Source organism: Rubrivivax sp. JA1055, from assembly GCF_020966565.1.
Lineage (GTDB): Bacteria > Pseudomonadota > Gammaproteobacteria > Burkholderiales > Burkholderiaceae_C > Rubrivivax > Rubrivivax benzoatilyticus.
Map to the genome: position 1 here is coordinate 139,188 of NZ_JAJKFP010000002.1, position 24,007 is coordinate 163,194.

The following is a 24,007-nucleotide window of genomic DNA, read 5'->3' on the forward strand; positions in this document are numbered from 1 at the left end:
CGATGACGAACGCCGATTTCGAGGAGTTCACGACCCGGCTTCGCGCGATGTTCGCGCTGCTGAGCCATGGCCGCTATACGCCTGACGCCGACGCCTGCGGGTTGTGGTTCAAGGTGTTGGAGCCGTACCCGATGGCCGCTGTGGTCGCCGGTCTGGATGCGCACGTCCGCGCGCCGGAGACCGGCCGCACGCTGCCGATTCCCGGGGACATCGTCACCAAGATCGACGGCATCGTCGCTCGCAACGACAGCCGGCCCAGTCCCGAGGAGGCGTGGGCGATTGCGCTGCAGGCGCGAGACGAGGCGTCGACGGTGGTGTGGACGGACGAGATCGCGCAGGCCTGGGACGTGGCGCGCCGGGTGCTGGAGCTGGGCGACGAGGTCGGTGCCCGCATGGCGTTCCGCGAGGTCTACGCCAGGCAGCTTGAAGTTGTGCGCCGCGACCGGGTGCCGGCCAAGTGGCAGGCGTCGATCGGAACCGACAAGGCCCAGGCCGCCGAAGCGCTGCGACTTGCTGCGGCGCAAGGGCGGACGCTGCTCGCTGGCACGGCGGCCGAGGACGTGCTGTCGCTGCCGGCACCGAACGCCTCGATCCCGCTCCTGTCCGCAGCGCCGGACGACGCCGGCCCGGTGCCGGCCGCGAAGCTGGCGGCGCTGCAGGCCATCCGCGAGCGCCTACTGGCCCGCATGACCGCGCCGGCCGTGGCCAGCGACGACGCCAGGGCGAAGCGTGTAACGGCAGAACTTCGAGGTCGCGCCCGTCGTGCGGCGGACGCGTATGCGGTACCGGTCAGGGAGGAGACCAGATGACGCCCATCGCTGTTGAGACCATGCAGCTGGACTTCGTGCAGAACCAGCCCACGCCGGCGGAGGCCGAGCTGGCGCCGCGGCCGCCGCATCGCAAGCGCCGCAGGGGCAAGACCGCCTACGACACGCCGACCGACGAGAAGCGCGCGTGGGGCCGCCGCCTGGCCGAGGCCCGCGAGGATGCCGGGCTGTCGCAGACCGAGGCCGCGCACCGTCTGGGGTACAGCCAGCCGGTGCAGCTCTTGCTGATGGAGTCGGGGCAGCGCATGCCTCCTCTGGACGTGCTGATCGCGTGCACGCAGCTCTACGGCACCACGATGGATTTCCTGTGCGGGCTCGCGCCGGACTCCGACCGCGACCCGGCTCTCGGCATTCAACGGCAACTCGCTGCCGGGCTGTCGGCGGAGCTGCGCCGGGTCGTGGAAGCGATGTCGTCAGCGTCCGTCAACGTGGCGCGAGCGATAGGGCCCAACGCGGCGAGGCTGCGCCGGCTAGCGAGCCTCGTGCTTCAGGCGCAAGGCCAACTGGAACGCGTTCGGTCGGTTGCTCCCACCTTCGACGAGGAGGTTCGCGGCGGGTCGCTGCTGGTGCAGGCACTGAGAGAGGCCGCGGATGCAGCGAAGGCTGAGATGGCGGCTCTGGAGCGTCGCGAGCGCCAGGTGCGTCGGCGGGGCCTTGGCTCCGTGCTGGCTGCCGTCGGCGGCTTGAACCTCGACTGGTACCTGCACTGGCTGCCTCCAGAGCCTGGCAGCTTGGACGACGTCGGCGAAGAAGATGATGACGAAGAACCGAGCGTTGGAGACGGCGCGGCCAGGCAGATGCCCGACGGCTGAGGCCGCGATAGTGGCGCGGCAGACACGCACCCCGGGACGCCGATTTCCTTCTGTATGAGCGGCCCGTTTCGGCCTGCTCTAGGCGCGCGCTCACGCGCGCGACAGGTGCAGCAGGGGAAAGTTACGGCGGGCAGCCGCGTAAGTTTCTCCCGACGGAACCGGTCTCCTTCGACGTCAGGCGGAAAGGCCAAGGCGTGGGGCCGGCGTGAACAGGCGATGCTTCCGCACGACACGAACGCGGCGCCCGCCGCAGAGAGCAGTGAATGAGGAACACCGCGCGCAAGGCCACCACGGACGTCGTGCTGCCTGCTCAAGAGCCCCCAGGCAGCCCGCCAGCCCCGACCGCTGGCGGACGCGACGACGTACCGACCGCTGCGCTGCTGCCGCCGCGTGAAGAGGCGTTCGCGACGCTGCTCGCAAAGGGTCGAAACCAGACCGACGCCTACCTCGAGGTGTTCCCCCGCTCGCGCACCTGGAAGCGCAAGACGGTCTGGACGCGCGCTCACGAGTTGGCCAGCTCCGCCCAGATCCGTGAGCGGGTGCACTACCTCATGGCCGCCGCGGCCAAGGCCAACGAGGTCGACGTCGCGCTGGTCCTGAAGGAGTATCTGACCCGGCTGCGCGCCGACCCGCGCGAGCTGACCGAGATTCGGGTGTCGGCGTGCCGGTACTGCTGGGGCGCTGGCCACCGACGGCAGTTCACCGACGGCGAACTCGAAGACGCCCGGGCCCGGCATGCTGATCTGCGCACGGCGTGCATCGCGACCGGCAAGGACGATCCGGGCCCGTTCGACGAGCGCGGTGGCGGCGGCTACTCGCGCGCGCTGAAGCCGAACGTGGACTGCCCGACCTGCGGCGGTGACGGCGAATCGCGGGTGCGGCTGCGCGACTCCAGCACCTACAGCGCCGGCGCGCTGGCGCTCTTCAACGGCGTGAAGGAGACGAAGGACGGCATCGAGGTGAAGCTGTCCGACCGCGACCACGCGCTGATGCAGCTCGCCCGGCACGTCAACTTCTTCGAGCAGGACAACGCACGCGACCTGAACCTCACGGTCGACGTCGCCGAGCTCGACGCCTTCTACGACGAGGCCATGCGCAAGTCTCGCGAGGCCGGCGAACGTGCTCGGGCGCGCGGCAGGGCGATCGCGGCAGAGGCGGCAGGTCTCCGGGAACCGGCCGCGGACGGCTGACAGAGCCCGACAGCGTGACGTCGGAGTTCCAGCCGGGCCCGTTCCGGCCCAGCGCCAGGCCGCCTCGGCGGTGAGCTCCATGCGCGGCGGCATGCCGAGAGCGACGCTTGCCCGGGCCCAGCACGTCGCCAACGATGTCGAGCCCGGCCGCCAGCAGCTCATCCCGCTGGCCCAGCACGAGATCGCCGGGGCCACCGTGCAGACCGTCGACGCCCGCGCGCTGCATGCGTTCCTCGAGGTCGGGAAGGACTTCTCGACCTGGGTGAAGGACCGCATCGCGCAGTACGGGTTCGCCGAGGGTCAGGACTACGTCGTCGTTGATTCCCCGAATCTGGGGAACCAAACCGGCCGCGGCGGCGACCGCCGGAGCAGGGACTACCACCTGACCCTCGACATGGCGAAGGAGTTGGCCATGGTCGAGCGCAACGCGAAGGGCCGGGAGGCGCGGCGCTACTTCATCGAGTGCGAGAAGCGCCTGAAGGAGCGCGAGGCCGCCGGCGGGCGCCAGGTCGCCGCGCTGCCGGACTTCAGCAACCCCGCCGCCGCGGCGCGCGCGTGGGCGGAACAGTTCGAGGAGCGCCAGCGCCTGGCGCTGGAGAACAAGGCCCAGGCCGAGGCGCTGGACGAGGCTGCGCCGAAGGTCGACTTCCACGACGCCGTCGCCGACACCAGCAACTGCGTGACGATCGAGGAGGTGGCGAGTGCCTCGAGAGCATGTCTACGGCCTGCAGCACGCACGCGCCGACGCTTGAAAAAGAAGAGAGGCACCCGGTGGTGCAGGGAATGAGCCCGCGTCGGATGCCTCTCCAGCCGCCAGCAAGCTGGACGACGTCAGTAGTCTCGCACAGGACGGCGGCGACCGCACCGTCTCGCGCATCACGAGCGTGAGGCATCGGGAAGTTCGGCGCGCGGGTGGTGGTGAGTGCTGGCCTGACGTCGTCGGGCAGCACTCACGATGCGCTAGCGCCCGGTGCGCGCCGTGCTGAAGCCTGAGCTGGCGCTGGAGAGCGGCGCGCCGGCGGTGTCGGCGCAATGGCTGGCGTTGATCTCCGGCCACGACGCTCCGAGCGCTTCGTGCTGCGCGGCGAATGCCCGGCCGACCCCGCGGGCGGTGCCGTGGCGATGCTGCTCTGCCCTGTGGCTGCGCTGCTGCCGAACGCCTGCAAGCCTGGCCGAGGATGCTCGGTGGCCAATGCACGCGGCACACCGTGTGTATAACTTTGGGTGTAACTCGTTGCTATTTTGAGACGGCTTACCTCATGAATTCGAGTGACCCCGGTCCAAACCGAAACCCCGGCCGCGCAAGCGACCGGGGTTTTTCTTCGTCTGCGCGCGGCGAGTGTCAGCGCCGGTTCGACGCCACGATGCCGCCGACGATCAGCGCGAAGGCCAGCGCGTGGTACGGGTGCGGCGGCTCGCCCAGCAGCGCTGCCGACAACAGCGCGGTGAACAGCGGCGTCAGGTTGGCGAAGAAGCCGGCTATCGCCGGGCCGACCTCGGCGACGCCGCGGCCCCAGAGGCGGAAGGCCAGCACCGACGGCCCGACGGCGATGAAGACCAGCGCCGCGACGGCCATCGGCGACCACTGCACCGGCTGTGGCATCCAGATCGCCTCGCCGACGGCCGACAAGGTCGCCCAGCCGACGCCGAAGATCACCTGGACGAGCAGGAACTCGGCCCAGTTCCAGTCGGGCCGCTGCTCGCCGCGCATCGACGCCGCCGGCCGCGCCAGCTGCCAGCTGTAGCCGGCCCAGGCGAGGGCCGCGACCAGGATCCACAGGTCGCCGGCGACGAGCCGGATCGTGCCCAGGCTGGACAGGTCGCCGCGCAGCAGCACCACCATCACGCCGGCCAGCGACAGCACCGCGCCGGCCAGTTGCCCGCCCCGCGGGCGCTCGCGATAGAAGAGGGCGCCGACGAGCATCATCCACAGCGGGATGCTGGAGGCGATCAGCGTGACGTTGATCGGCGTCGAGGTGTGCAGCGCCAGGTACTGCAGCGCGTTGTAGGCGCCCACGCCGAGCAGCCCCAGGCCGGCCAGCGGCCGCCAGCGGGCGCGGATCTCGGCGCGGCGCTCGGGTGTGCCGATCGCGCGCCAGCCCAGCGGCAGCAGGATGGCCAGTGCCAGCCACCAGCGCAGGCAGTTCAGCAGCAGCGGCGGCATCACCGGCGCCAGCAGGCGGCCGAGCAACGTGTTGCCCGCCCACAGCATGGGCGGCACGGTCAGCAGTGCCGCGATCCGGGGTGTGAGCGTCATGCCGCGGGCCTCTCGGCGCCGCAGTTCCAGCATTGCTCGAACGGCCCCTCGACGATCTCGTGGCAGCGGGCGCAGGCCCAGGTGTGGTGCGGCGGGTGCCGCCACTCGTCGAGCAGCGTCTGCGCGCGGGCGTGCTCGTCGTCGGGCACCCAGACCTCCGGCAGGCTCTGGTCGGGCGGGATCTCGCCGGCGATGCCGCTGGCGAAGGCGCGCTGCACGCTGGCGGCGATGCCGGCGGCGCCGAGCTGGTCGGCCCAGAGGGTGGCCAGCACGAGGTTGGGGGCTTGGATCAGTCTTCTCATCGGGCGGGCGATCATGCCACCGCCGGTGTGGCGGTTCGGCATCGCTTAACCTGCGCGCTCGTCACGAGGAGAACACGATGCCGCGCGCGATCCAGATCTCCGCCTTCGGCGGCCCCGAGGTGCTGCGGTCCGTCGACCTGCCGGTCGGCGAACCCGGTCCCGGCCAGGTGCGCATCCGCCACCACGCCTGCGGGCTCAACTTCATCGACGTCTACCAGCGCACGGGCCTCTACCAGAACCCGCTACCGCTGGTGCTGGGCATGGAAGGCGCCGGCATCGTCGAGGCCGTCGGCGACGGCGTGTCGCACCTGCAGCCGGGCGACCGCGCGGCCTACGCCGCCGCGACGCCGGGCGCCTACAGCGAGCTGCGCGTGATGCCGGCCACGCAGGTCGTGCAGCTGCCCGACGGCATCGACTTCGAGACCGGCGCGGCGATGATGCTCAAGGGCCTGACCGCGCAGTACCTGCTGAAGAAGACGCTGCCGGTCGAGGGCCTGCAGCCGGGCGACTGGGTGCTGTTCCATGCCGCCGCCGGCGGTGTCGGCCTGATCGCCTGCCAGTGGGCGCGTGCGCTGGGGTTGCGCCTGATCGGCACCGCCGGCGGCGCGGCCAAGTGCCAGCTGGCGCTCGAACACGGCGCGGCGGCGATGATCGATTACACGCGCGAGGACTTCGTCGCCCGCGTCAAGGACATCACCGGCGGGCGCGGCGTCAAGGTCGTCTACGACTCGGTCGGCCGCGACACCTTCGACGGCAGCCTGGCCTGCCTGCGGCCGTTCGGCCTGCTGGCCAGCTTCGGCAACTCGTCGGGGCCGGTGCCGCCGTTCGCGATCGGCACGCTGGGCCCCAAGGGCTCGCTGTACGTCACCCGCGCGACGCTTTTCACCCACATCGCGACGCGCGAGCGAACGCAGGAGATGGCCGACGAGCTCTTCGATGTCGTCGCCAGCGGCGAGGTCCGGATCCGCATCGACCAGCGCTGGGCGCTCGCCGACGTGGCCGAGGCGCACCGCGCGCTGGAAGCCCGGCGCACGACCGGCTCGACGGTGCTGCTTCCCTGAGCCTGCGCCGGCCGGCGCGGGGCGATTCGCCGTGCCCGGGTGGCGGTGCGGGTGCCTTACTTGCCGCCGCGGCGCACGCGCAGGATCTCGTCGAGCACGAGGCACACGGCGCCCAGCGTGATCGCCGCGTCGGCAACGTTGAAGCTGGGGAAGTAGCCGCCGCGGAACATCGGCTCGAGGAAGCCGAAGCGGAACTGCAGGAAGTCGATGACGTGGCCGTGCAGCAGCCGGTCGATGACGTTGCCGACCGCGCCGCCGAGGATCATCGTCACCGCGAAGCTGAACAGCCGCTGCGACGCATGGTTGGCGAGCATCCAGACGATGACCGCCGAGGCGGCGACGCCGACCCCGACGAAGAACCAGCGCTGCCAGCCGGCCGCGTCGGCCAGGAACGAGAACGCCGCACCGCTGTTGTGCACGCGCACGATGTTGAAGAAGCTCGTGACGACGCGGGCTTCGCCGTCCTGGAAGTAACCGAGGATCAGCGTCTTCGTGAACTGGTCCAGGACGACGACGATGAAGGCGAGGCCGAGCCAGAAGGGCAGGCGGTTGGACGTGCGCGAAGACGTGGCCATGAAGTCGTGATGCGGGTGGACCGCCGGGGCCGGCGGGCGGGCCGCTACTGTAGCGCGAGGCCGTCGCCGGCCCCCGCGCGGCGGCCTCAGTCGAGCAGGGCTTCCAGCTGGGCTGCCATTGCCCTCACGCGTTCGTGCAGCTCGCGCGCCCGCTCGGCCAGAGGCCCGGCCTGCGTCGCGCTGGCGGTGTCGTGCTCCAGCTCGCGCGCATGGGCCTGCAGCGCGCGCGCGCCGATTGCGCCGCAGGCGCCGTGCAGCGAGTGCGCCGCGCATTTCCAGGCCGCGAGCCGCTCGTCGCCGCCGGGGGCCACCAGCGCCGGCACGCCGAGCGCGTAGACCTCGGCGAAACGTCGCATCAGCCGCTGCAGCACGTTGGGCCGCCCGCCGACCAGCCGCAGCGCGGCGTCGACGTCGATCTCGCCGAGCGCGCCCAGGCGTTCGGCGAACCCGGCGCCGGACGGCGGCCCCACCGGCGCACTGGCGCCGTCCGGCGTCGCGGGCGGCAGCCAGCGCAGCAGCGTGGCGTACAGCGTCTGCGGGTCCACCGGCTTGGCGATGTGGTCGTTCATGCCCGCGGCCAGGCAGGCGGCGCGGTCTTCGCCGAAGGCGTTGGCCGTCATCGCCAGGATCGGCACGGCCAGCCCGGTGCGCCGCAGCTCGCGCGTGGCTTCCAGTCCGTCCATCTCCGGCATCTGCATGTCCATCAGCACCGCGGCGTAGTCGCGCGCCTGTCCCATGCGCAGCGCCTCGCGGCCGTCGACGGCCAGATCGACCTCCAGCCCCACCGCGCGCAGCAGTTCCAGCGCCACTTCCTGGTTGATCGGGTTGTCCTCGACCAGCAGCAGCGGCCGGCGACAACCGCGCGCGCGCAGCGCGGCCTCGGCCTGGCCGCTGCCGTGCGGCGGCGGCATCACGGCCTCGGAGGCCGCCCCGGAGTGCCGCAGCACACGCTGCAGCGTGTCGTGCAGCGTCGAGGCCGCCACCGGCTTGAGCAGCACCGACGCGAAGCCGGCGGCCTCGGCCCGCTGGCGCATGCCGTCGTCGTCAAAGGCCGTGACCAGCAGCGCCGGGGCCTTGGCCGCGGCTGGCAGGGCGCGCAGGCGTGCGAGGGTCTCGATGCCGTCGAGCGCCTCCATGCGCCAGTCCAGCAGCAGCAGGTCGTAGGCCTGGTCGGCGGCGCCGGCCGCCGCCGCCTGCTCGAGTGCGGCCTCGCCCGACACCACGGCATCGACCTGCATGCCCAGGTGCCGCAGCCGGTCGGCCAGCGCCTCGCGGGCCTCGGGCAGGTCGTCGGCCAGCAGCACGCGCAGGCCCGCCATCTTCGGCACCGGCGCGGGCTGCTCCCCTTCGAGCGCCAGCCAGGCGCTGAACCAGAAGCAGCTGCCGGCCCCGGGCGTGCTGTCGGCGCCGACCTCGCCGCCCATCATCGACGCCATGTGGCGCGTCAGCGCCAGGCCCAGGCCGGTGCCGCCGTGGCGCCGGCTCGTCGAGCTGTCGACCTGCTCGAACGCCTGGAACAGGGCGCCGAGGCGGTCGGGCGGGATGCCGACGCCAGTGTCGGTGACGGTGAAGCGCAGCAGCACGCGGCCCTCGGCGTGATCGGCCTGTCGAGCCTGCAGCCGTACCCAGCCCTTCTCGGTGAACTTCACCGCGTTGGACAGCAGGTTCAGCAGCGCCTGCAGCAGCCGCGTCGGGTCGCCGACCAGACGGTCGGGCACCGCGTCGGTGTCCAGCACCAGCTCCAGCCCCTTGCGCTGGGCCTCGGTCGCGACGGTCTGGAAGGCCCGCGCCAGCAGCGTGTCCAGCGAGAACGGGATCGCCTCGAGCTCCAGCCGCCCGGCCTCGATCTTGGACAGGTCCAGCACGTCGTTGAGGATCTGCAGCAGGTGCTGGGCCTGGCCGCGGATCTTCAGGAGCCGTTCGCGTTCGGTGTCCGCGTGCGCGTCGCGCAGCATCAGGTGCGCCAGGCCGATGATGGCGTTCATCGGCGTGCGGATCTCGTGGCTGATGTTGGCCAGGAAGGCGCTCTTGGAACGGCTGGCGGCTTCGGCGCGGTCGCGTTCGACGACGAGTTCGGCGTTGGCGCGCTGCAGCCCGGCCTCGGCGCGCTTTTGCGCCGAGATGTCGATCGCCATCACGTAGAAGCCGTCGACCTGGCCGTCGGCGCGCCGGTCGGGCACGTAGTGCACCAGCAGGTCCTGCGGCTCGCCGCCGCGGCTCGGCGCACTGCGTTCGTATTGCTGCAGCTCGCCGCCGAATGCGGCGCGGATCAGGTCGGCCTGCGTCCGCACGAACTCGGGGCCCAGCAGCTCCGTCATCGACAGGCCGATGATCTGCTCCTGGCTCATGCCGAACCAGTCGCAGTAGCCGCGATTGGCGAAGCGGCAGCGCATCTGGCGGTCCCAGTAGGCGACGAGGCCGGGCAGGCTGTCGGCGATCATGCGCGCCGAACGTTCGGCTTCGGCCAGCCCGGCGATCGCGTGCTTGAGCTCGAGCGTGCGTTCCTCGACCAGCTGCTGCAGGTGCAGCCGGTGGCGACGCAGCTCCTCGGTGGTCTCGCGGCGCTCGGTGACGTCGTCCCAGGACGCGACGACGGCGATCAGGCGGCCGTCGTCGGGGTCGCGCACCGGCTCGGCGTTGACACGCAGCCATCGCTGCCGGCCGTCGGGGGCGCGCACGCGCACCTCGGCATCGCGGCAGTCCCCGCTGGCGGTGATGACCTCGGTGAGGCGCTGCAGGCCCTCGGGCGACGGTTCGCCGCTCTCGTTCACCGGCTCCCAGCCCAGCTCGTCGAGCCGGCGCCCGCGCAGGGCCTGAACCGGCTGCAGCAGCAGCCGTTCGGCTGCCGGGTTGGCGTCGACGATGCTGCCGTCGGGGGCGCGCACGACGATGCCCTCGTTGAGCACCTCGAAGACCGAGCGGAAGCGGGCCTCGCTCTCGCGCAGGGCCTGTTCGCCGCGGCGCAGTGCCGTGAGGTCGCTGGCCACGCCGACCAGGCCGACGATGCGCCCGTCGCCGTCGCGCAGCGGCGCCTTCGTCACCGCCAGATGGAGCACGCCGTTCGGCGTCGGCATCGTCTGCTCGAAGGTCATGGCGTTGCCGTCGCGCAGCGTGAGCCGATCGTCGGCGGCGTAGGCGGCGGCGGTGTCGGGCGGAAAGACGTCGACGTCACGCTGTCCGATCAACTGCTCGCGGCTGAGCCCGCTGCGCTCGCAGGCGATGCGGTTGACGAACAGATAGCGGCCGTCGAGGTCCTTGGCGAAGATCGCCTCGCCCGCGTGCTCGGCGACGGTATCGAGCAGCTGCAGCGCGCGCATGCGCTCGCGTTCCTCGGCGCGTTCGCGTTCCGCATCGGCGAGCGCGCGGCGGTTGGACAGGCTGCGTCCGATGGCGTGGAGCGCCAGCAGCGTCACCGCCAGCAGCGCCAGACCGGCCAGCGCCGACTGCCGCGCCGGCGCGTCGATCGCCTGCTGGTCGATCTGCAGCGACAGCCACCAGTCGCCCGCGCCCAGCGGCAGCACGATGCCGGTCACGGCCTCGCCGCGGAAGTCGGTGGCGCGCTGCGGCTGCAGCGCCGAGGGGTCGCCGCGCAGCGCAGCCAGCGGCAGCGTCCCGGCTTCGGTGACGGCGACGGTCGCCGGCAGCCGCCCCTGCAACTCGGGCGTGAACCCGGCCCAGGGATGCATGACATCGCCCTGGCGCTGCCACAGCAGTGCCAGCGCCCCGTCGCGCGGCAGCGGCCAGCCTGTCAGGCCCGGCAGCAGCGTCTGCTGCGGGTCCTGGCGCAGCGCGACGGCGGCGCGCGCCGGCGTGCCGCTCAGCTTCAGCGGGAAGACGATGTCCAGCCGCAGCGCCTGTGCATCGGCGCCGCTGCGGTACATCGGGGTGTGCTGTGCCTGGCCGGTCGTGATGGCGCGCCGCACGGTGTCGCGCAGGGCGGCTGTCGGGGCTTCGTCGGGTGTCGCCGAGACGAGCAACTGGCCATCGGCGTCCAGCAGCAGGACGTTGACGCTGCGTGTGCTGTCGCGCAGATGCTGCAGGCGTTGCTCGAGCTCACGGCGTTCCGCGGCATCGGGCCCGGCGAGCGCGCGGCGGTGGAACTGGGCCAGCGAGGGGCTGGGCTCGAGCAGGCGGCCCAGGGCCAGCCGTTCGTTCAGCCAGTCGTCGATCTGTTCCGATCGAAGCCGGGCGACGGCCTTCAGCTCCGCCGCGGCGAGTTCCCGCCCGATGCGGAACTCGCGCAGGACCAATACCGCGGTGGCGGCGGCCAGCACCAGGAACGCCAGCGCCGTCCGCCAGACGATGCCGCGGGCGCCGGGATGTCGGGACGAGCCGGTGGGCCGGCCGCTGCTGGTTTCCGCCATTCGACACCGCCTCCCTTGTGCGCTGATGCGCTTGGCGGCGACGCGTTTCTAGCACAGGGCCGGCGCGCCGGCACGGAGGCCCCCCGGAGACATCCCCCGGGGATCGGGCGTCAGGCCACGCGCCTGGCCTCGCCGTCGCCGTACAGGTTGCTCGTGCAGCGCCCGCACAGGCCCGGGTGCGCCGGGTCGTGGCCGACGTCGTCGCGCCAGTGCCAGCAGCGCTCGCACTTCGTGTCGGTCGACGGCGTCACCGTCACCTGCAGCTCGTCGGCGGCGGCCAGCAGCGCCTTGGAGGTGATGAGCACGAAACGCAGGTCCTCGCCGAGCGAGGCCAGCAGCTCGTGTTCCTCGGCCGGCGCGCCGATCGTCACGTTGGCCTGCAACGACGAGCCCACGGCGCCGGTGGTGCGCACGGCCTCGATCTCCTTGTTGACGCGTTCGCGCACGGCGCGGATGCGCGCCCACTTCGCCAGCAGCGCGGCGTCGGGCTCGGGGAAGTCGAGGTAGGTCTCGGTGAAGATCGACTCGGTCGTGCCGACGATCTTCCACGCTTCCTCGGCAGTGAAGCTGAGGAAGGGCGCCATCCAGCGCAGCATCGCCTGGGTGATCGTCACCAGCGCGGTCTGGGCGCTGCGGCGCGCCAGCGACTTGGGCGCCGTCGTGTACAGCCGGTCCTTCAGCGCGTCGAGGTAGAAGGCGCCCAGGTCCTCGCTGCAGAAGACCTGCAGCTTGGCGACCACCGGGTGGAACTCGTAGACCTCGTAGTGCTTCAGGATCTCGGCCTGCAGCTCGGCGGTGCGCGCCAGCGCCCAGCGGTCGATCTCCAGCAGCTCCTCGGGCGCGACGGCGTCGGCCTTCGCGTCGAAGTCCGAGGTGTTGGCGAGCAGGAAACGCAGCGTGTTGCGGATGCGGCGGTAGGCGTCGACGACGCGGGCGAGGATCTTGTCGTCGCCGGCGATGTCGCCCGAGTAGTCCGAGGCCGCGACCCACAGGCGGATGATCTCGGCGCCCAGCGTCGACGAGACCTTCTGCGGCTCGATGCCGTTGCCCAGGCTCTTGCTCATCTTGCGGCCCTGGCTGTCGACGGTGAACCCGTGCGTCAGCAGGCCGCGGTAGGGCGCGCGGCCGTACAAGGCGCAGGCCAGCAGCAGCGAGCTGTGGAACCAGCCGCGGTGCTGGTCGTGGCCTTCGAGGTAGAGGTCGGCCTCCGGGCCTTCCTTGTGATAACCCTCGGGGTGCTGGCCGCGCAACACGTGCCAGAAGGTCGAACCGGAGTCGAACCAGACCTCCAGGATGTCGCTGCTCTTGGTGTAGAGCGCGGCGTCCTCGGCGCCCAGGATCTGCTCGGCCGTCGTGCGGCTCCAGGCCTCGATGCCGCCGGCTTCGACGATGTCGGCCGCCTGGTCGAGGATCTCCATCGTGCGCGGGTGCAGGTCGCCGGTCTCCTTGTGCAGGAAGAAGGGCAGCGGCACGCCCCAGCTGCGCTGGCGGCTGATGCACCAGTCGGGGCGGTTGGCGATCATGTCGCGCAGCCGCGCCTTGCCGTTCTCGGGGTAGAAGCCGGTGGCCTCGATCGCGTCCAGCGCCATCTGGCGCAGCGTGCGCGGCGCCTTGTCCTTCGTGAAGACGCCTTCACCCTCGTCCATGCGGATGAACCACTGCGCCGCGGCGCGGTAGATCACCGGGCTCTTGTGGCGCCAGCAGTGCGGGTAGCTGTGGGTGATGGTCTCGGTGGCCAGCAGCCGGCCGGCGTTCTTCAGCGTCTCCAGGATGACCGGCACGGCCTTCCAGATGTTCTGGCCGCCGAAGAGCGGGAAGTCGGCGGCGTAGCAGCCGTTGCCCTGCACCGGGTTCAGGATCTCGTCGGTCTTCATCCCGTGCGCGACGCAGGAGTTGAAGTCGTCCAGACCGTAGGCCGGGCTGCTGTGCACGATGCCGGTGCCGTCGTCGGCGGTGGCGTAGTCGGCCAGATACACCGGGCTCAGGCGGTCGTAGCCCGGGTCGGTGTCGGCCAGCGGGTGGCGGAAGTTGAGGCCACCGAGCGTTTCGCCCTTGGTCGTCGCCAGCACCGTGCCTTGCAGGCCGTAGCGCGCCAGGCACTTCTCGACCAGCGATTCGGCCAGCACCAGCAGGCCACGTTCGGTGTCGACCAGCGCGTAGTCCAGCGCCGGGTTCAGGTTCAGCGCCTGGTTGGCGGGGATCGTCCAGGCGGTGGTCGTCCAGATGACGACGAAGGCCGGCTTGGCGATAGCCGGCAGGCCGAAGGCGGCGGCCAGCTTGTCGGGCTCGGCCGCCGGGAAGGCGACGTCCAGCGTCTGGCTCTTCTTGTCGGCGTACTCGATCTCGAACTCGGCCAGCGAGCTGCCGCAGTCGAAGCACCAGTAGACCGGCTTCAGGCCGCGGTAGACGAAACCGCGTTCGATGACACGCTTGAAGGCGCGGATCTCTCCGGCCTCGTTGGCCGGGTCCATCGTCGCGTAGCGGTGCTCCCAGTCGCCGAGCACGCCCAGGCGCTTGAAGTCGGCCATCTGCAGCGCGATCTGCTCGGTGGCATAGGCGCGGCTCCTGGCCTGCATGTCGTCGCGGCTCAGGTGGCGGCCGTGTTTCTTCTCGATCGCGTTCTCGATCGGCAGGCCGTGGCAGTCCCAGCCGGGCACGTACTGGGCGTCGAAGCCCGAGAGCTGGCGCGCCTTGACGATCATGTCCTTCAGGACCTTGTTGACCGCGTGGCCCATGTGGATGGCGCCGTTGGCGTACGGCGGGCCGTCGTGCAGCACGAACAGCGGCTTGCCGCAGCGCGCGTCGCGCAGGCGCTTGTAGAGGCCTTCGTCCTGCCACTGCTTGATCCACGCCGGTTCGCGCTTGGCGAGGTCGCCGCGCATCGGGAACGGGGTGTCGGGCAGGTTCAGCGTCGCGCGGTAGTCGGGCGCGGCGGCGTTCGTGGAGTCGGTCATGTCGGTCGGCACCGGGCGGTGCGGAGGCGGTGCATAAGCGGTCGTCGAGGCGCGCGTGCGGGCACGGCGCGAGACGGCGGGGGCGGTCAGGCGCGAAGGCGCTGCGTCCGCGTAATTCGGTCGCGCGTCGTCTGCCGCCGCGTGGAGGTGTTCCGCCACGACGGGTCGAGCCGAACGATGGACAATCGCATCAGCCGATTCTACCGAGGCGCTGCTTTGAAGCTCCGCTCCCGTCCGCCGGCGCTGGCCCTGACACTGCTCGTCGCCGCCTCCGCTCGGGGCGAAGAGGCGCCGGTGCCCCCGGTGACGCCCCGCGCCCCGGCGGCCGAAGCGGACGACGACGGCCCGCCGCCGCGGCGGTTTGAAGGTGTCGTCGGCGTGCTTGCCTCCTGGGGGAGTTCGCACCATGGCCGCGGCGGCCCCGACGCTTCGCTCGAACCCGGCTTCTACCTGCGCTGGGGGCGGCTCACCGTCAGCAACGCCGGCGCCTTCGCCACCCGCCGCGCCGACGACGTGACACGCGGCCTGGGGCTCGACCTGACGAGCGGCAGCCGGCTGCGCACCCATCTCTCGCTGCGCTACGACCGCGGCCGCGACGACGACGAACCGGCGCTCGAAGGCCTGGGCGACGTGCGGGCGACCGTGCGGGCCCGGCTGGGCGCGAGCTGGCGGCTCGACGACGGCTGGCGCCTGTCCGGCGGCTGGAGCCTCGACCTGCTGGGCCGCGGCGGCGGCTCCTTCGTCGACCTGGGCCTGTCGCGCGAGCGCCCGCTGGCGCCGCGCACACGCTGGAACGCGTCGCTGCGGCTGACGGCGGCCGACCGCCGCTACATGCAGAGCTACTACGGCATCGACGAGCAGCAGGCCGCCACCAGCGGCTACCCGGTCTACTCGCCCGGCGCCGGGCTGCGCGACCTGCAGGGGGTGCTCGGGCTGCGCCACCAACTGTCCGAGGACTGGGTGGCACTGGCCGGTGTGTCGCTTCGGCGCCTGCTCGGGCCGGCGGCCGACGGGCCCTCGGTCACCGGCAAGACCGGCTGGAGCCTGGGTTTCGGCCTCGGCCGGCGCTTCTGAGTCAGCGCGGCTGGGCGGCGAACCAGGCGCGGGCGTCGGCCTCGTCCTGGGCGATGCCCTCGCGCAGCGCCTCCAGCGACGGGTAGCGGCGCTCGTCGTGCAGCTTGTGCAGCAGCTCGACCCGCAGCACGCGGCCGTAGCCGGCCTCCGGGCCCAGCGGCCATTCGAGGCAGTGCGTCTCCAGCAGCACACGCCCGGCGTTCTCGACCGTCGGCCGCGTGCCCAGGCTGGCGACACCCGGCAGCGCGCGTTCGGCCAGGCCGTACACGCGCACGACGAAGATGCCGCCGGCCGCCGGCCGGGGGTGCGGGAAACGCAGGTTCAGGGTGCGGAACCCCAGCTCGCGGCCGAGCTTGCGGCCGTGGATCGCGTGGCCGCTGATCGAATACGGCCGCCCCAGCAGCACCGCGGCGCGCTTCATGTCGCCGGCAGCGAGCGCGTCGCGCACCGCCGAACTCGACACACGCAGCCCGTGCACCTCGTAGCTCAGCATGCGCGCGACGTCGAAGCCCAGCCGCGTGCCGGCCTCGTCGAGCATCGTGTACGTGCCTTCGCGGCGCGCGCCGAAACGGAAGTCGTCGCCGACCAGCACGTAGCGTGCGTTCAGGTTCTTCTGCAGCACCTGCTCGACGAAGGCCTCGGGCGCCAGAGACGCCAGGCGCTCGTCGAACCGCGCGACGACGACGTGGTCGACGCCGCAGCGCTCCAGTTCGGCCAGCTTGTCGCGCAGCGTCGCGATGCGCGCCGGCGCGCGCGACGCGTCGCCGGCGCGGCGGGCGAAGAAGTCGCGTGGATGCGGCTCGAAGGTCATCACGCACGAGGCCAGGCCGCGATGGCGGGCCTCGTTGACCAGCATCGCGAGCATCGCCTGGTGGCCGCGGTGCACGCCGTCGAAATTGCCGATCGTCAGCGCGCAGCCGGCCTCGCGCAGGCCGGGGTGGTCGAATCCTCTGAAAACGCGCATGGCCGCGGATTCTCGTTCAAGCGCCGGCGAAGATCGCCTCGGGCTCGACCCAGCACCAGCGCCCCGGCGCCAGGTCGGCCGGCAGCGTCAGCGCACCGAAGGCGCTGCGGTGCAGCGCCTCGACGCGGTTGCCGGCGGCGGCGACCATGCGCTTGACCTGGTGGTACTTGCCTTCGGCGAGCACCAGGCGCAGCGCGTTCGGGCCGGTGCATTCGGCCTGCAGCGCGCGCACCGGCTGCGGGTCGTCGTCGAGCACGACGCCGGCCAGCAGGCGCTGCACGGTGGCCTCGTCGACGGGGTGCTTGGTCGTCGCCTCGTAGACCTTGGGCACGTGGTGCTTGGGGCTGGTGAGGCGGTGGATCAGCTTGCCGTCGTCGGTGAACAGCAGCAGCCCGGTCGTGTCTTCGTCGAGCCGGCCCACCGGCTGCACGCCGCGCGTGCGCAGCGGCGGCGGCAGCAGGCTCATCACGCTGGGGTGGTGGCGGGGCTTCTGCGAGCACTCGTAGCCGGCGGGCTTGTGCAGCATCACCAGCGCCGGCTGGCGGAAGGGCCACTCGCGGCCGTCGACCTCGAAGACGAGGCCGGCGGTGTCGAAGTCGGCCGCCGGGTCGTCGACGACCTGGCCGCCGACGCGCACCGCGCCGCAGTCGACCAGCCCGGCGCAGACGCGGCGCGTGCCGAAGCCCTGGGTGAAGAGGATTTGTTCGAGTTTCATCAGGGGGCGAATTCTCGCGCCGAAGGCAGGCCAGGCAGGCCGATGGCCGAACGCAGCGCGTCGAGCACGGCGGCGGCCACCGCTTCGGCGGCCAGCACGTGCAGCAGCGTGGCCGGCGCCGCCGGGCCGCGGCCGGTGGACAGGCCGAACAAGGTGTCGCCGTCGCTGGCGGTGTGCACCGGGCGGATCGTGCGCGCCAGGCCGTCGTGGCCGGCGGTGGCCAGGCGCTGCGCCTGGGCCTTGGAGAGCGGCGCGTCGGTGGCGACGACGCCGATCGTCGTCGCCCCGGCCAGCGGCGCGGCGGCGTGTTCGCCGGCGAGATAGCAGGCGACGGTGTCGCGCAGGCTGCGGCCGTCGGCGCTGCGCGCGCCGGCGACGAGGCGGCCGCTGGCCGGGTCGACGACGTCGCCGACGGCGTTGACGGCGACGAGCGCCGCCACCGTCACGCCACCGGCGCGGCGCGAGGCGGTGCCGATGCCGCCCTTCATCGCGTGCTGCGGCCCGAAGAGCTTGCCGACGCTGGCGCCGGCTCCGGCGCCGACGCTGCCACGTTCGAAGGCGCCTGCCATCGCCGCGTCGCAGGCGGCGTAACCCGCCGCCGCGTCGGGGCGCGCGGCCGGGCGCAGCCAGAGGTCGAACAGCACCGCCGCCGGCACGATGGGCACGATGGCCGGGCCGACGGCGACGCCGCGGCCGCGTTCTTCCAGCCAGCGCATCACGCCGCCGGCGGCGTCCAGCCCGTAGGCGCTGCCGCCGGCCAGCAGCAGCGCGTGCACGGCCTCGACGGTGTTCTCCGGGCGCAGCAGATCGGTCTCGCGTGTGCCCGGCGCGGCGCCGCGCACGTCGGCGCCGGCCACCGAACCTTCGGGGCAGAGCACGACGCTGCAGCCGCTCAGGCCGTCGGCCAGCGTGTGGTGGCCGACGGCGAGGCCGGCGACGTCGGTCAGGGCGTCGAGCGTGTCGTGGGGGGCGGACATGCCGCGACTGTAGCGGCGGGCCCGCCTTCGCCGCGCTGCGTCAGACGAAGACGCCGGCCGTGTCTTCCATGCGTGCGGAGACTTCGCCCAGGTGGTGCAGCGTGTCGCCGAAGGCCAGTTCCAGCACCGTCAGGCGCTTGAAGTAGTGGCTGCCGGCGTACTCGTCGGTGACGCCGATGCCGCCGTGCATCTGGATGCACTGCTGGCCGACGAAACGCATCGCCTGGCCGAGCTGCACCCGCGCCTGGGCGACGGCGCGGCGGCGTTCGGTGGCCGGCGCGCCGAGCTTGAGCGTCGCGTAATAGCTCATCGAACGGGCGAGTTCCAGCTGCATCTTGGCGTCGGCGACGCGGTGGCGCAGCGCCTGGAAGCTGGCGATCGGCACGCCGAACTGGCGGCGTGTGTTCAGGTACTCGACGGTCATCGCCAGCAGCCGGTCCATCAGCCCGACACCTTCGGCGGCGATGCCGGCCAGCGCGATGTCCACCGCGTGTTCCAGGCGCTCGAGGCCGTCTTCGGCGATCAGTGCGGCCGGCGCGGCGTCGAACACCAGGTCGGCGGCACGCGCGCCGTCCTGCGTCGGGTAGGGCGTGATCGCCGTGGCACCGGCTTCGACGACGAACAGGCCAATGCCGGCACGCTCGCCATCGGCGCCGGCGCTTCGCGCCGGCACGACGAAGGCATCGGCCTCATCGCCGGCCGGCACGGCGATCTTGGCGCCGGTGACGACCCAGCCGTCGCCGCGGCGTTCGGCGCGGGTCGCCGGCCGATCCAGCGCCCAGCGTGCGGCGCGCTCCTGCTGCGCCAGCACGACGAGCGCCGAGCCGTCGGCGATGCGCGGCAGCCACTCGCCCTGCAGTGCCTCGGGCGCGGCGGCCAGCAGCGCCGGCACCGCGAGCGCGGCGTTGGTCCACGGCGCGTGCACCAGGCCGCGGCCGAGTTCCTCGTTGACGAGCATGGCCTCGACCGGGCCGAAGCCCAGGCCGCCCTGCGACTCGGGCACCGCCAGGCCGGCGAGCCCGAGTTCGGCCAGTTCGCCCCAGACGGCGCGCGAATGCCCGCCGGCCTTGGCCAGCGTGTGGCGGCGCTCGAAGGCGAAGCCCTTGTCCACCCAGCGCCGCACGGCTTCGCGCAGCGCCTGCTGGTCGTCGGTGAAATCGAAGTCCATCGCGTCAGCTCCCAAGGACCGTCTGGGCGACGATGTTGCGCTGCACCTCGTTGGAGCCGCCGTAGATCGTCGTCTTGCGAAGGTTGAAGTAGCTGCCCATCAGCGGCGCCAGCGCGTCGTGCTGCCAGCCGGCCGCCGCGGTGTCGGCGGCCTCGTCGCGGCGCGCCACGGTGCCGGGGCCGCCGGCGAGCATCAGCAGCTCGGCCGAGCGCTGCTGGATCTCGCTGCCGCGGATCTTCAGGAGGCCCGCGATGTCCAGGCTCTGCTTGCCGCTCTTCTCGGCCGACAGCACGCGCAGCACCAGCATCTCCAGCGCGACGATGTCGACCTCCAGCAGCGCGATCTGGTCTCGCAGCCGGGCGTCGTGCCAGACGCCTTCGGCCTGGGCCAGCGCCTTCAGCCGTTCGAGCTCGCGCTTGGAGCGGTTGACCTCGGCGATGTTGGTGCGCTCGTGCGCCAGCAGCAGCTTGGCGTAGGACCAGCCCTTGTTCTCCTCGCCGATCAGGTTGGCCGCCGGCACCTCGACGTTGTCGAAGAAGACCTCGTTGACCTCGGGCTCGCCGTCGAGCATGACGATGGGCCGCACGCTGACGCCGGGGCTCTTCATGTCGATCAGCAGGAAGCTGATGCCGGCCTGCGGCTTGCCTTCGGTGGCGGTGCGCACCAGGCAGAAGATCCAGTCGCCGTGCTGGGCCAGCGTGGTCCAGGTCTTCTGGCCGTTGACGACGTAGGTGTCGCCGCGGCGCTCGGCGCGGGTCTTCAGCGAAGCCAGGTCCGAGCCGGCGCCGGGTTCGCTGTAGCCCTGGCTCCACCAGACCTCGCCGCTGGCGATGGCCGGCAGGAAACGCCGCTGCTGCTCGGGCGTGCCGAAGGCCATGATGACCGGCGCCACCATCACCGGGCCGAAGGGGATCAGGCGCGGCGCACCGGCGAGCGCGCATTCCTCCTCGAACAGGTGCTTCTGCACCGCGGTCCAGCCCGGGCCGCCGAAGGCGCGCGGCCAGCCGGCGACCAGCCAGCCTTTCTGGCCCAGGATGCGGGCCCAGCGCTGGTGCTCCTCGCGGGTCAGCGGCCTCGCGGCGCGCACCTTGTCGCGGATGTCGGCCGGCAGGTGGGCGCCGACCCAGGCGCGAACCTCCTGGCGGAACGCCTGTTCTTCCTCGGTGAACTCGAGGTCCATCGTCGTCTCCTCGCGGCCGTCGGCGGCCGGCTCCTGGTGGCCGGCTCGTTGTAGCACGCGGGTTTCGGGCCGCCTTGTCCCTGCCGGGACAGCGGCTTCAGCGGGCCTCGAGGCGCAGCACGTCGCTGTCGCGCTGCATCTTGAAGCGCGTCAGGAAGCTGTTGCCCAGCAGGAGCATCGGCATGGCCTGGGGCACGACGACGGCCTGCACGTGGCTGACCTCGACTTCGCCGACGCGCACCCGCGACAGCGTCACGCGGTACGCGGTGGCCGTGCCGTTGGCCGTCTGCACGAGGCCGGGCTCGCCGTTGCGCCAGGCGATGCCCAGGCGTTCGGCGTCGGCCTGGCCGAGCGCGATCAGCGTCGCGCCGGTGTCGACCATGAAGGTCACCGGGCGTCCGTTGATCGCGCCCTGGGTGACGAAATGCCCGCCGGGGCCGACGGGAATGACGATCTCGCGCGCGCCGGAGACGACACCGCCGCTGCCAGCCACACGCGCCGTGCCGCCGCCGGGGCGCAGCACCAGGCGCTGGCCGCCGACCTCGACGACCGCAGCGTCGGCGTCGAGCTGCAGCAGCTTGACGCCGCGCGCGCTCTCGCCGACGGCCAGCGTCACCGGCTGGCCGCCGACGACGAGCAGCGCCTTGCGCCCCATCTGGCCGGCCAGCGAGACGTCCTGCGCGGCGGCGGGCAGCACCGCCGCGGCCAGGGCCGTCGCCGCGATTCTGAGCGCTTCGCGGCGGCCGGGGGTACCCATCTCAGTCGCGGAAGTTGTTGAAGGTCAGCGGCAGGTCGGCGATCTCCTTCTTCAGCAGCGCGATCGCCGCCTGGAGGTCGTCCCGCTTCGCGCCCGAGACGCGCACCGCGTCGCCCTGGATCGCGCCCTGCACCTTCAGCTTGCTCGCCTTCAGCGCCTGCTGGATCTTTTTCGCGTGTTCGGCGTCGATACCGGCCTTGACCTTGACGGCGAGCTTGAGCTTGTCGCCGCCGAGCTTCTGCGGCTTGGCCGTGAGGTCGAGGAAACGCACGTCGACGTCGCGCTTGGCCAGGCGCGCGATCAGCACGTCGCGCACCTGTTCGATCTGGAAGTCGCTGTCGGCGTAGAGCACGAGTTCGCGCTCCTTGGCCGACTTCTCGGTGAGTTCGACCTTCGCGCTCGACCCCTTGAAGTCGAAGCGGTTGCCGATTTCCTTGTTCGCCTGGTCGACCGCGTTGCGCAGTTCCACCAGATTGGGCTCGAGGACGGTATCAAAGCTGGGCATGGGAAAATTCTGCCATGTCCCCCGTCGCCTCCCCGCTGCAGATCGAGTCGCGCGTGTCGCTGCGCGAGCACAACAGCTTCGGTCTGCCCGCCGTCGCCCGCACCCTGGTGCGCGTGCGCAGCGAGGCCGACGTGCGCCGTGTCGTCGACCACCCCGAGTTCGGCCGTGCCCCCAAGCTGATCCTGGGCGGCGGCAGCAACCTCGTGCTGACACGCGACGTCGACGCCGTCGTGCTGAAGATCGAGATCGAGGGCCGGCGCCTGGTGGCCGAGACCGACGACGCCTGGATCGTCGAGGCCGGTGCCGGCGAACGCTGGCACGACCTCGTCGCCTGGACGCTGGAGCAGGGCCTGCCCGGACTGGAGAACCTGGCGCTGATCCCGGGCACGGTGGGCGCGGCGCCGGTGCAGAACATCGGCGCCTACGGCATCGAGCTGAAGGACCGCTTCCACTCGCTGGACGCCGTCGACCTCGTCACCGGCCGCAGCGTCACGCTGGACGCGGCGATGTGCCGCTTCGGCTACCGCGACAGCGTCTTCAAGCAGGCCCTGGCGGGCAAGAGCGTCGTCACCCGCGTGCGCCTGCGCCTGCCCAAGCCCTGGGTGCCGGCGTTGGGTTACCTGGACCTGGAACGCAAGATCGCCGAGACCGGGAACACGCACCCGGATGCACGCACGATCTTCGACTGGGTCTGCGCCATCCGCCGCGCCAAGCTGCCCGACCCGGCGGCCATCGGCAACGCCGGCAGCTTCTTCAAGAACCCGGTGGTCAGCGCCGAGCAGTGCCGCGACATCATCGACCGCGACCCGGAGATCGTGCACTACCCGCTGCCCGACGGCAGCGTCAAGCTGGCCGCCGGCTGGCTGATCGACGCCTGCGGCTGGAAGGGCAAATCGGTGGGCCGGGCCGGGGTCTACGAGCGCCAGGCGCTGGTGCTCGTCAACCGCGGCGGCGCCAGCGGCGCCGAGGTCGTGACGCTGGCGCGCGCGATCCAGGAGAGCGTCTACGGCCGCTTCGGCATCCGCCTGGAGCCCGAGCCGGTCATCGTCTGAACGCCCGGCGCTCTACGCGAGCGCCGTGTCCAGCCCCATCATCAGCACGAAGCCGAGCATCAGCCCGGCGGTCGCCCAGCGCTCGTGGCCCTGGCGGTGCGACTCGGGGATGACCTCGTGGCTGACGACGAACAGCATCGCCCCGGCGGCGAACGCCAGCGCCCAGGGCAGCAGCACGGTGGCGCCGGCCACCGCCGCGGCGCCCGCCACGGCGGCCACCGGCTCGACGAGGCCGGAGGCCGCACCCAGCAGCGCGGCGCGGCCGCGGCTCATGCCGGCGGCGTGCAGCGCCAGCGCGACGACCAGGCCTTCAGCCACGTCCTGGAGCGCGATGCCGCCGGCCAGCGCGGTGGCGCGCGCCGCCTCGGCGCCAACCGCGGCGACGCCGATCGCCAGGCCTTCGGGGATGTTGTGCAGCACGATCGCCAGCACGAACAGCAGCACCCGGCGCGGGCGGGCGTCGCGGCCCAGCGCGTGGGCGTGCGGCAGCAGGTGTTCCAGCAGCATCAGCACGGCGGCGCCGCCCAGCAGCGCCAGGCCGATGCCCGCGGCCCGCGGCCCGGGGGCGAGGCCGGCGGCCTGCGCCGCGTCCAGCGCCGGGTTCAGCAGCGAGAAGCAGGTGGCGGCCAGCATCACGCCGGCGCCGAAGCCGAGCAGCGTGTCCTGGGTGCGCTGGGCCGGCGCGCGGGCCAGCAGCAGCGGCATCGCGCCGAGCGCGGTGGCCAGCGCCGCGGCGGCACCCAGCGCACCGGCGTGGGCGACCGCCGGCACCGTGGCCAACGCGTGCCAGACGTCGGCCAGCACGATGGCCGCGCCCGCGGCGCAGAGCACGACGCCCAGCCACTGCGCCGGCCGCAGCAGCCTGCGCGTGCCGGCCCTGTTCACGGCTCGGCCCGGTCCAGGGGCCGCAGCGTGAAGCGCGCCAGCCGTGCGGCAAGCGCCTGCAGCCGCACGGCCTGCTCGTCGTCGGCCACCAGCGGCCCCAGGCGCGCCAGCGGGCGGCTCGCGGCGTCCAGGCAGGTCAGGCGCCAGCACACCGGCAGCAGCGTGTCCTCGGCGCTGTCCAGCAGCAGCCGCAGCATGCGCTCGTGCACCGTGAAGGCGCGCTGGCCGTAGGCCGCCACCAGGCGCTCGCCCTGGTGGTGGAAGGCGCACAGCAGACGCGGCTCGTCGGGCTCGAGGCCGAGGCGGATGTGCATCGCGATGCGCTGCCAATGCCGCAGCGCGGCCTGGGTTTCGGCCGGGCACATCTCAGCGGCTCCGGCGTGGGATG

The 24,007-nt window shown here is 72.3% G+C and carries 21 protein-coding genes; 7 read left to right on the forward strand and 14 right to left on the reverse strand.

Features of this window, described 5'->3' with window-relative positions; translation table 11 throughout:
- Positions 1 to 2 precede the first annotated feature (2 nt).
- The 4 genes from LOC65_RS03775 (at position 3) to LOC65_RS03790 (ending at position 3,616) form a co-directional block, all read left to right on the forward strand.
- Positions 3 to 809 carry a hypothetical protein gene (locus tag LOC65_RS03775; RefSeq protein ID WP_230246689.1) on the forward strand — a complete coding sequence of 269 codons (807 nt, stop codon included), beginning with the start codon at positions 3 to 5 and terminating at the stop codon, positions 807 to 809.
- Entirely contained in the window at positions 806 to 1,639 is an 834-nt protein-coding gene (locus LOC65_RS03780; protein ID WP_230246690.1) for a helix-turn-helix domain-containing protein, read from the forward strand. Before LOC65_RS03775 ends, LOC65_RS03780 begins: the two co-directional genes overlap by 4 nt.
- A 263-nt stretch (positions 1,640 to 1,902) precedes the next feature.
- Entirely contained in the window at positions 1,903 to 2,829 is a 927-nt protein-coding gene (locus LOC65_RS03785; RefSeq protein ID WP_230246691.1) for a terminase small subunit, read from the forward strand.
- Positions 2,830 to 2,908: 79 nt separating this feature from the next.
- On the forward strand, positions 2,909 to 3,616 hold the full coding sequence (locus LOC65_RS03790; RefSeq protein ID WP_230246874.1) for an antA/AntB antirepressor family protein: 708 nt from the start codon (positions 2,909 to 2,911) through the stop codon (positions 3,614 to 3,616).
- A gap of 555 nt (positions 3,617 to 4,171) precedes the next feature.
- Here LOC65_RS03790 and LOC65_RS03795 read toward each other — a convergent pair.
- Together LOC65_RS03795 and LOC65_RS03800 are read right to left on the reverse strand one after the other, a co-directional pair.
- Positions 4,172 to 5,086 (reverse strand): DMT family transporter, encoded by a 915-nt coding sequence (locus LOC65_RS03795; RefSeq protein WP_029718761.1) that lies wholly within the window; start codon positions 5,084 to 5,086, stop codon positions 4,172 to 4,174.
- Positions 5,083 to 5,388, reverse strand: coding sequence for a DUF2007 domain-containing protein (locus tag LOC65_RS03800; RefSeq protein WP_164962796.1), 306 nt, complete (start codon positions 5,386 to 5,388; stop codon positions 5,083 to 5,085). The genes LOC65_RS03795 and LOC65_RS03800 overlap by 4 nt, the downstream gene beginning before the upstream one ends.
- Before the next feature lie 77 nt (positions 5,389 to 5,465).
- Here LOC65_RS03800 and LOC65_RS03805 point away from each other — a divergent pair, with 77 nt between their 5' ends.
- Positions 5,466 to 6,449 (forward strand): quinone oxidoreductase, encoded by a 984-nt coding sequence (locus LOC65_RS03805; protein WP_230246692.1) that lies wholly within the window; start codon positions 5,466 to 5,468, stop codon positions 6,447 to 6,449.
- A gap of 56 nt (positions 6,450 to 6,505) precedes the next feature.
- Here the strand turns inward: LOC65_RS03805 and lspA are convergent, their stop codons facing one another.
- The 3 genes from lspA to ileS all read right to left on the reverse strand — a co-directional run bounded on the left by lspA (position 6,506) and on the right by ileS (position 14,342).
- Positions 6,506 to 7,024 (reverse strand): signal peptidase II, encoded by a 519-nt coding sequence (lspA, locus tag LOC65_RS03810; RefSeq protein WP_009858539.1) that lies wholly within the window; start codon positions 7,022 to 7,024, stop codon positions 6,506 to 6,508.
- 86 nt (positions 7,025 to 7,110) lie between these two features.
- Positions 7,111 to 11,388, reverse strand: a complete 4,278-nt coding sequence (locus tag LOC65_RS03815; RefSeq protein WP_230246694.1) for a PAS domain-containing protein — start codon at positions 11,386 to 11,388, stop codon at positions 7,111 to 7,113.
- A 110-nt stretch (positions 11,389 to 11,498) separates the two neighbouring features.
- Positions 11,499 to 14,342: an isoleucine--tRNA ligase gene (gene ileS / locus LOC65_RS03820; protein ID WP_230246696.1), complete on the reverse strand. Its 2,844-nt coding sequence runs from the start codon at positions 14,340 to 14,342 to the stop codon at positions 11,499 to 11,501.
- Positions 14,343 to 14,558: 216 nt separating this feature from the next.
- Between ileS and LOC65_RS03825 the strand changes: the two genes are divergently transcribed.
- The gene (locus LOC65_RS03825; RefSeq protein ID WP_230246697.1) at positions 14,559 to 15,416 is read left to right on the forward strand and encodes a MipA/OmpV family protein; all 858 of its coding nucleotides are present in this window, start codon (positions 14,559 to 14,561) and stop codon (positions 15,414 to 15,416) included.
- A 1-nt stretch (position 15,417) separates the two neighbouring features.
- On the opposite strand, the gene LOC65_RS03830 is transcribed toward LOC65_RS03825, so the two are convergent.
- From LOC65_RS03830 to LOC65_RS03860, 7 genes are all read right to left on the reverse strand, one after another.
- A complete protein-coding gene (locus LOC65_RS03830; protein WP_230246698.1) occupies positions 15,418 to 16,380 on the reverse strand; it encodes a bifunctional riboflavin kinase/FAD synthetase in 963 nt (320 codons plus the stop codon).
- A 16-nt stretch (positions 16,381 to 16,396) separates the two neighbouring features.
- On the reverse strand, positions 16,397 to 17,095 hold the full coding sequence (locus tag LOC65_RS03835; protein ID WP_230246699.1) for a pseudouridine synthase: 699 nt from the start codon (positions 17,093 to 17,095) through the stop codon (positions 16,397 to 16,399).
- Positions 17,095 to 18,072: a P1 family peptidase gene (locus LOC65_RS03840; RefSeq protein WP_230246700.1), complete on the reverse strand. Its 978-nt coding sequence runs from the start codon at positions 18,070 to 18,072 to the stop codon at positions 17,095 to 17,097. The genes LOC65_RS03835 and LOC65_RS03840 overlap by 1 nt, the downstream gene beginning before the upstream one ends.
- A 40-nt stretch (positions 18,073 to 18,112) precedes the next feature.
- Complete coding sequence (locus LOC65_RS03845) at positions 18,113 to 19,240, reverse strand: acyl-CoA dehydrogenase family protein (RefSeq protein ID WP_230246701.1); 1,128 nt, start codon at positions 19,238 to 19,240, stop codon at positions 18,113 to 18,115.
- A gap of 4 nt (positions 19,241 to 19,244) precedes the next feature.
- Positions 19,245 to 20,420, reverse strand: a complete 1,176-nt coding sequence (locus LOC65_RS03850) for an acyl-CoA dehydrogenase family protein (RefSeq protein ID WP_230246875.1) — start codon at positions 20,418 to 20,420, stop codon at positions 19,245 to 19,247.
- A gap of 97 nt (positions 20,421 to 20,517) precedes the next feature.
- Entirely contained in the window at positions 20,518 to 21,177 is a 660-nt protein-coding gene (locus LOC65_RS03855; RefSeq protein ID WP_230246702.1) for a TIGR02281 family clan AA aspartic protease, read from the reverse strand.
- Between the two features lies 1 nt (position 21,178).
- Positions 21,179 to 21,682, reverse strand: coding sequence for a YajQ family cyclic di-GMP-binding protein (locus LOC65_RS03860; protein WP_230246704.1), 504 nt, complete (start codon positions 21,680 to 21,682; stop codon positions 21,179 to 21,181).
- Positions 21,683 to 21,696: 14 nt separating this feature from the next.
- Here LOC65_RS03860 and murB point away from each other — a divergent pair, with 14 nt between their 5' ends.
- Entirely contained in the window at positions 21,697 to 22,734 is a 1,038-nt protein-coding gene (gene murB, locus LOC65_RS03865; protein WP_230246705.1) for a UDP-N-acetylmuramate dehydrogenase, read from the forward strand.
- A gap of 12 nt (positions 22,735 to 22,746) precedes the next feature.
- Here murB and LOC65_RS03870 read toward each other — a convergent pair whose 3' ends face one another.
- Together LOC65_RS03870 and LOC65_RS03875 are read right to left on the reverse strand one after the other, a co-directional pair.
- The gene (locus LOC65_RS03870) at positions 22,747 to 23,619 is read right to left on the reverse strand and encodes a ZIP family metal transporter (RefSeq protein WP_230246706.1); all 873 of its coding nucleotides are present in this window, start codon (positions 23,617 to 23,619) and stop codon (positions 22,747 to 22,749) included.
- Complete coding sequence (locus tag LOC65_RS03875; RefSeq protein ID WP_230246707.1) at positions 23,616 to 23,984, reverse strand: hypothetical protein; 369 nt, start codon at positions 23,982 to 23,984, stop codon at positions 23,616 to 23,618. The genes LOC65_RS03870 and LOC65_RS03875 overlap by 4 nt, the downstream gene beginning before the upstream one ends.
- Between the last annotated feature and the right edge of the window lie 23 nt (positions 23,985 to 24,007).

What these genes read in the sequence shown, in the direction of transcription:
- LOC65_RS03775 (WP_230246689.1), top strand. Translation starts at nt 3, where the DNA reads ATGACGAACGCCGATTTCGAGGAGTTCACGACCCGGCTTCGCGCGATG.
- LOC65_RS03780 (WP_230246690.1), top strand. Translation starts at nt 806, where the DNA reads ATGACGCCCATCGCTGTTGAGACCATGCAGCTGGACTTCGTGCAGAAC.
- LOC65_RS03785 (WP_230246691.1), top strand. Translation starts at nt 1,903, where the DNA reads ATGAGGAACACCGCGCGCAAGGCCACCACGGACGTCGTGCTGCCTGCT.
- LOC65_RS03790 (WP_230246874.1), top strand. Translation starts at nt 2,909, where the DNA reads ATGCGCGGCGGCATGCCGAGAGCGACGCTTGCCCGGGCCCAGCACGTC.
- LOC65_RS03795 (WP_029718761.1), bottom strand. Translation starts at nt 5,086, where the DNA reads ATGACGCTCACACCCCGGATCGCGGCACTGCTGACCGTGCCGCCCATG.
- LOC65_RS03800 (WP_164962796.1), bottom strand. Translation starts at nt 5,388, where the DNA reads ATGAGAAGACTGATCCAAGCCCCCAACCTCGTGCTGGCCACCCTCTGG.
- LOC65_RS03805 (WP_230246692.1), top strand. Translation starts at nt 5,466, where the DNA reads ATGCCGCGCGCGATCCAGATCTCCGCCTTCGGCGGCCCCGAGGTGCTG.
- lspA (WP_009858539.1), bottom strand. Translation starts at nt 7,024, where the DNA reads ATGGCCACGTCTTCGCGCACGTCCAACCGCCTGCCCTTCTGGCTCGGC.
- LOC65_RS03815 (WP_230246694.1), bottom strand. Translation starts at nt 11,388, where the DNA reads ATGGCGGAAACCAGCAGCGGCCGGCCCACCGGCTCGTCCCGACATCCC.
- ileS (WP_230246696.1), bottom strand. Translation starts at nt 14,342, where the DNA reads ATGACCGACTCCACGAACGCCGCCGCGCCCGACTACCGCGCGACGCTG.
- LOC65_RS03830 (WP_230246698.1), bottom strand. Translation starts at nt 16,380, where the DNA reads ATGCGCGTTTTCAGAGGATTCGACCACCCCGGCCTGCGCGAGGCCGGC.
- LOC65_RS03835 (WP_230246699.1), bottom strand. Translation starts at nt 17,095, where the DNA reads ATGAAACTCGAACAAATCCTCTTCACCCAGGGCTTCGGCACGCGCCGC.
- LOC65_RS03840 (WP_230246700.1), bottom strand. Translation starts at nt 18,072, where the DNA reads ATGTCCGCCCCCCACGACACGCTCGACGCCCTGACCGACGTCGCCGGC.
- LOC65_RS03845 (WP_230246701.1), bottom strand. Translation starts at nt 19,240, where the DNA reads ATGGACTTCGATTTCACCGACGACCAGCAGGCGCTGCGCGAAGCCGTG.
- LOC65_RS03850 (WP_230246875.1), bottom strand. Translation starts at nt 20,420, where the DNA reads ATGGACCTCGAGTTCACCGAGGAAGAACAGGCGTTCCGCCAGGAGGTT.
- LOC65_RS03855 (WP_230246702.1), bottom strand. Translation starts at nt 21,177, where the DNA reads ATGGGTACCCCCGGCCGCCGCGAAGCGCTCAGAATCGCGGCGACGGCC.
- LOC65_RS03860 (WP_230246704.1), bottom strand. Translation starts at nt 21,682, where the DNA reads ATGCCCAGCTTTGATACCGTCCTCGAGCCCAATCTGGTGGAACTGCGC.
- murB (WP_230246705.1), top strand. Translation starts at nt 21,697, where the DNA reads ATGTCCCCCGTCGCCTCCCCGCTGCAGATCGAGTCGCGCGTGTCGCTG.
- LOC65_RS03875 (WP_230246707.1), bottom strand. Translation starts at nt 23,984, where the DNA reads ATGTGCCCGGCCGAAACCCAGGCCGCGCTGCGGCATTGGCAGCGCATC.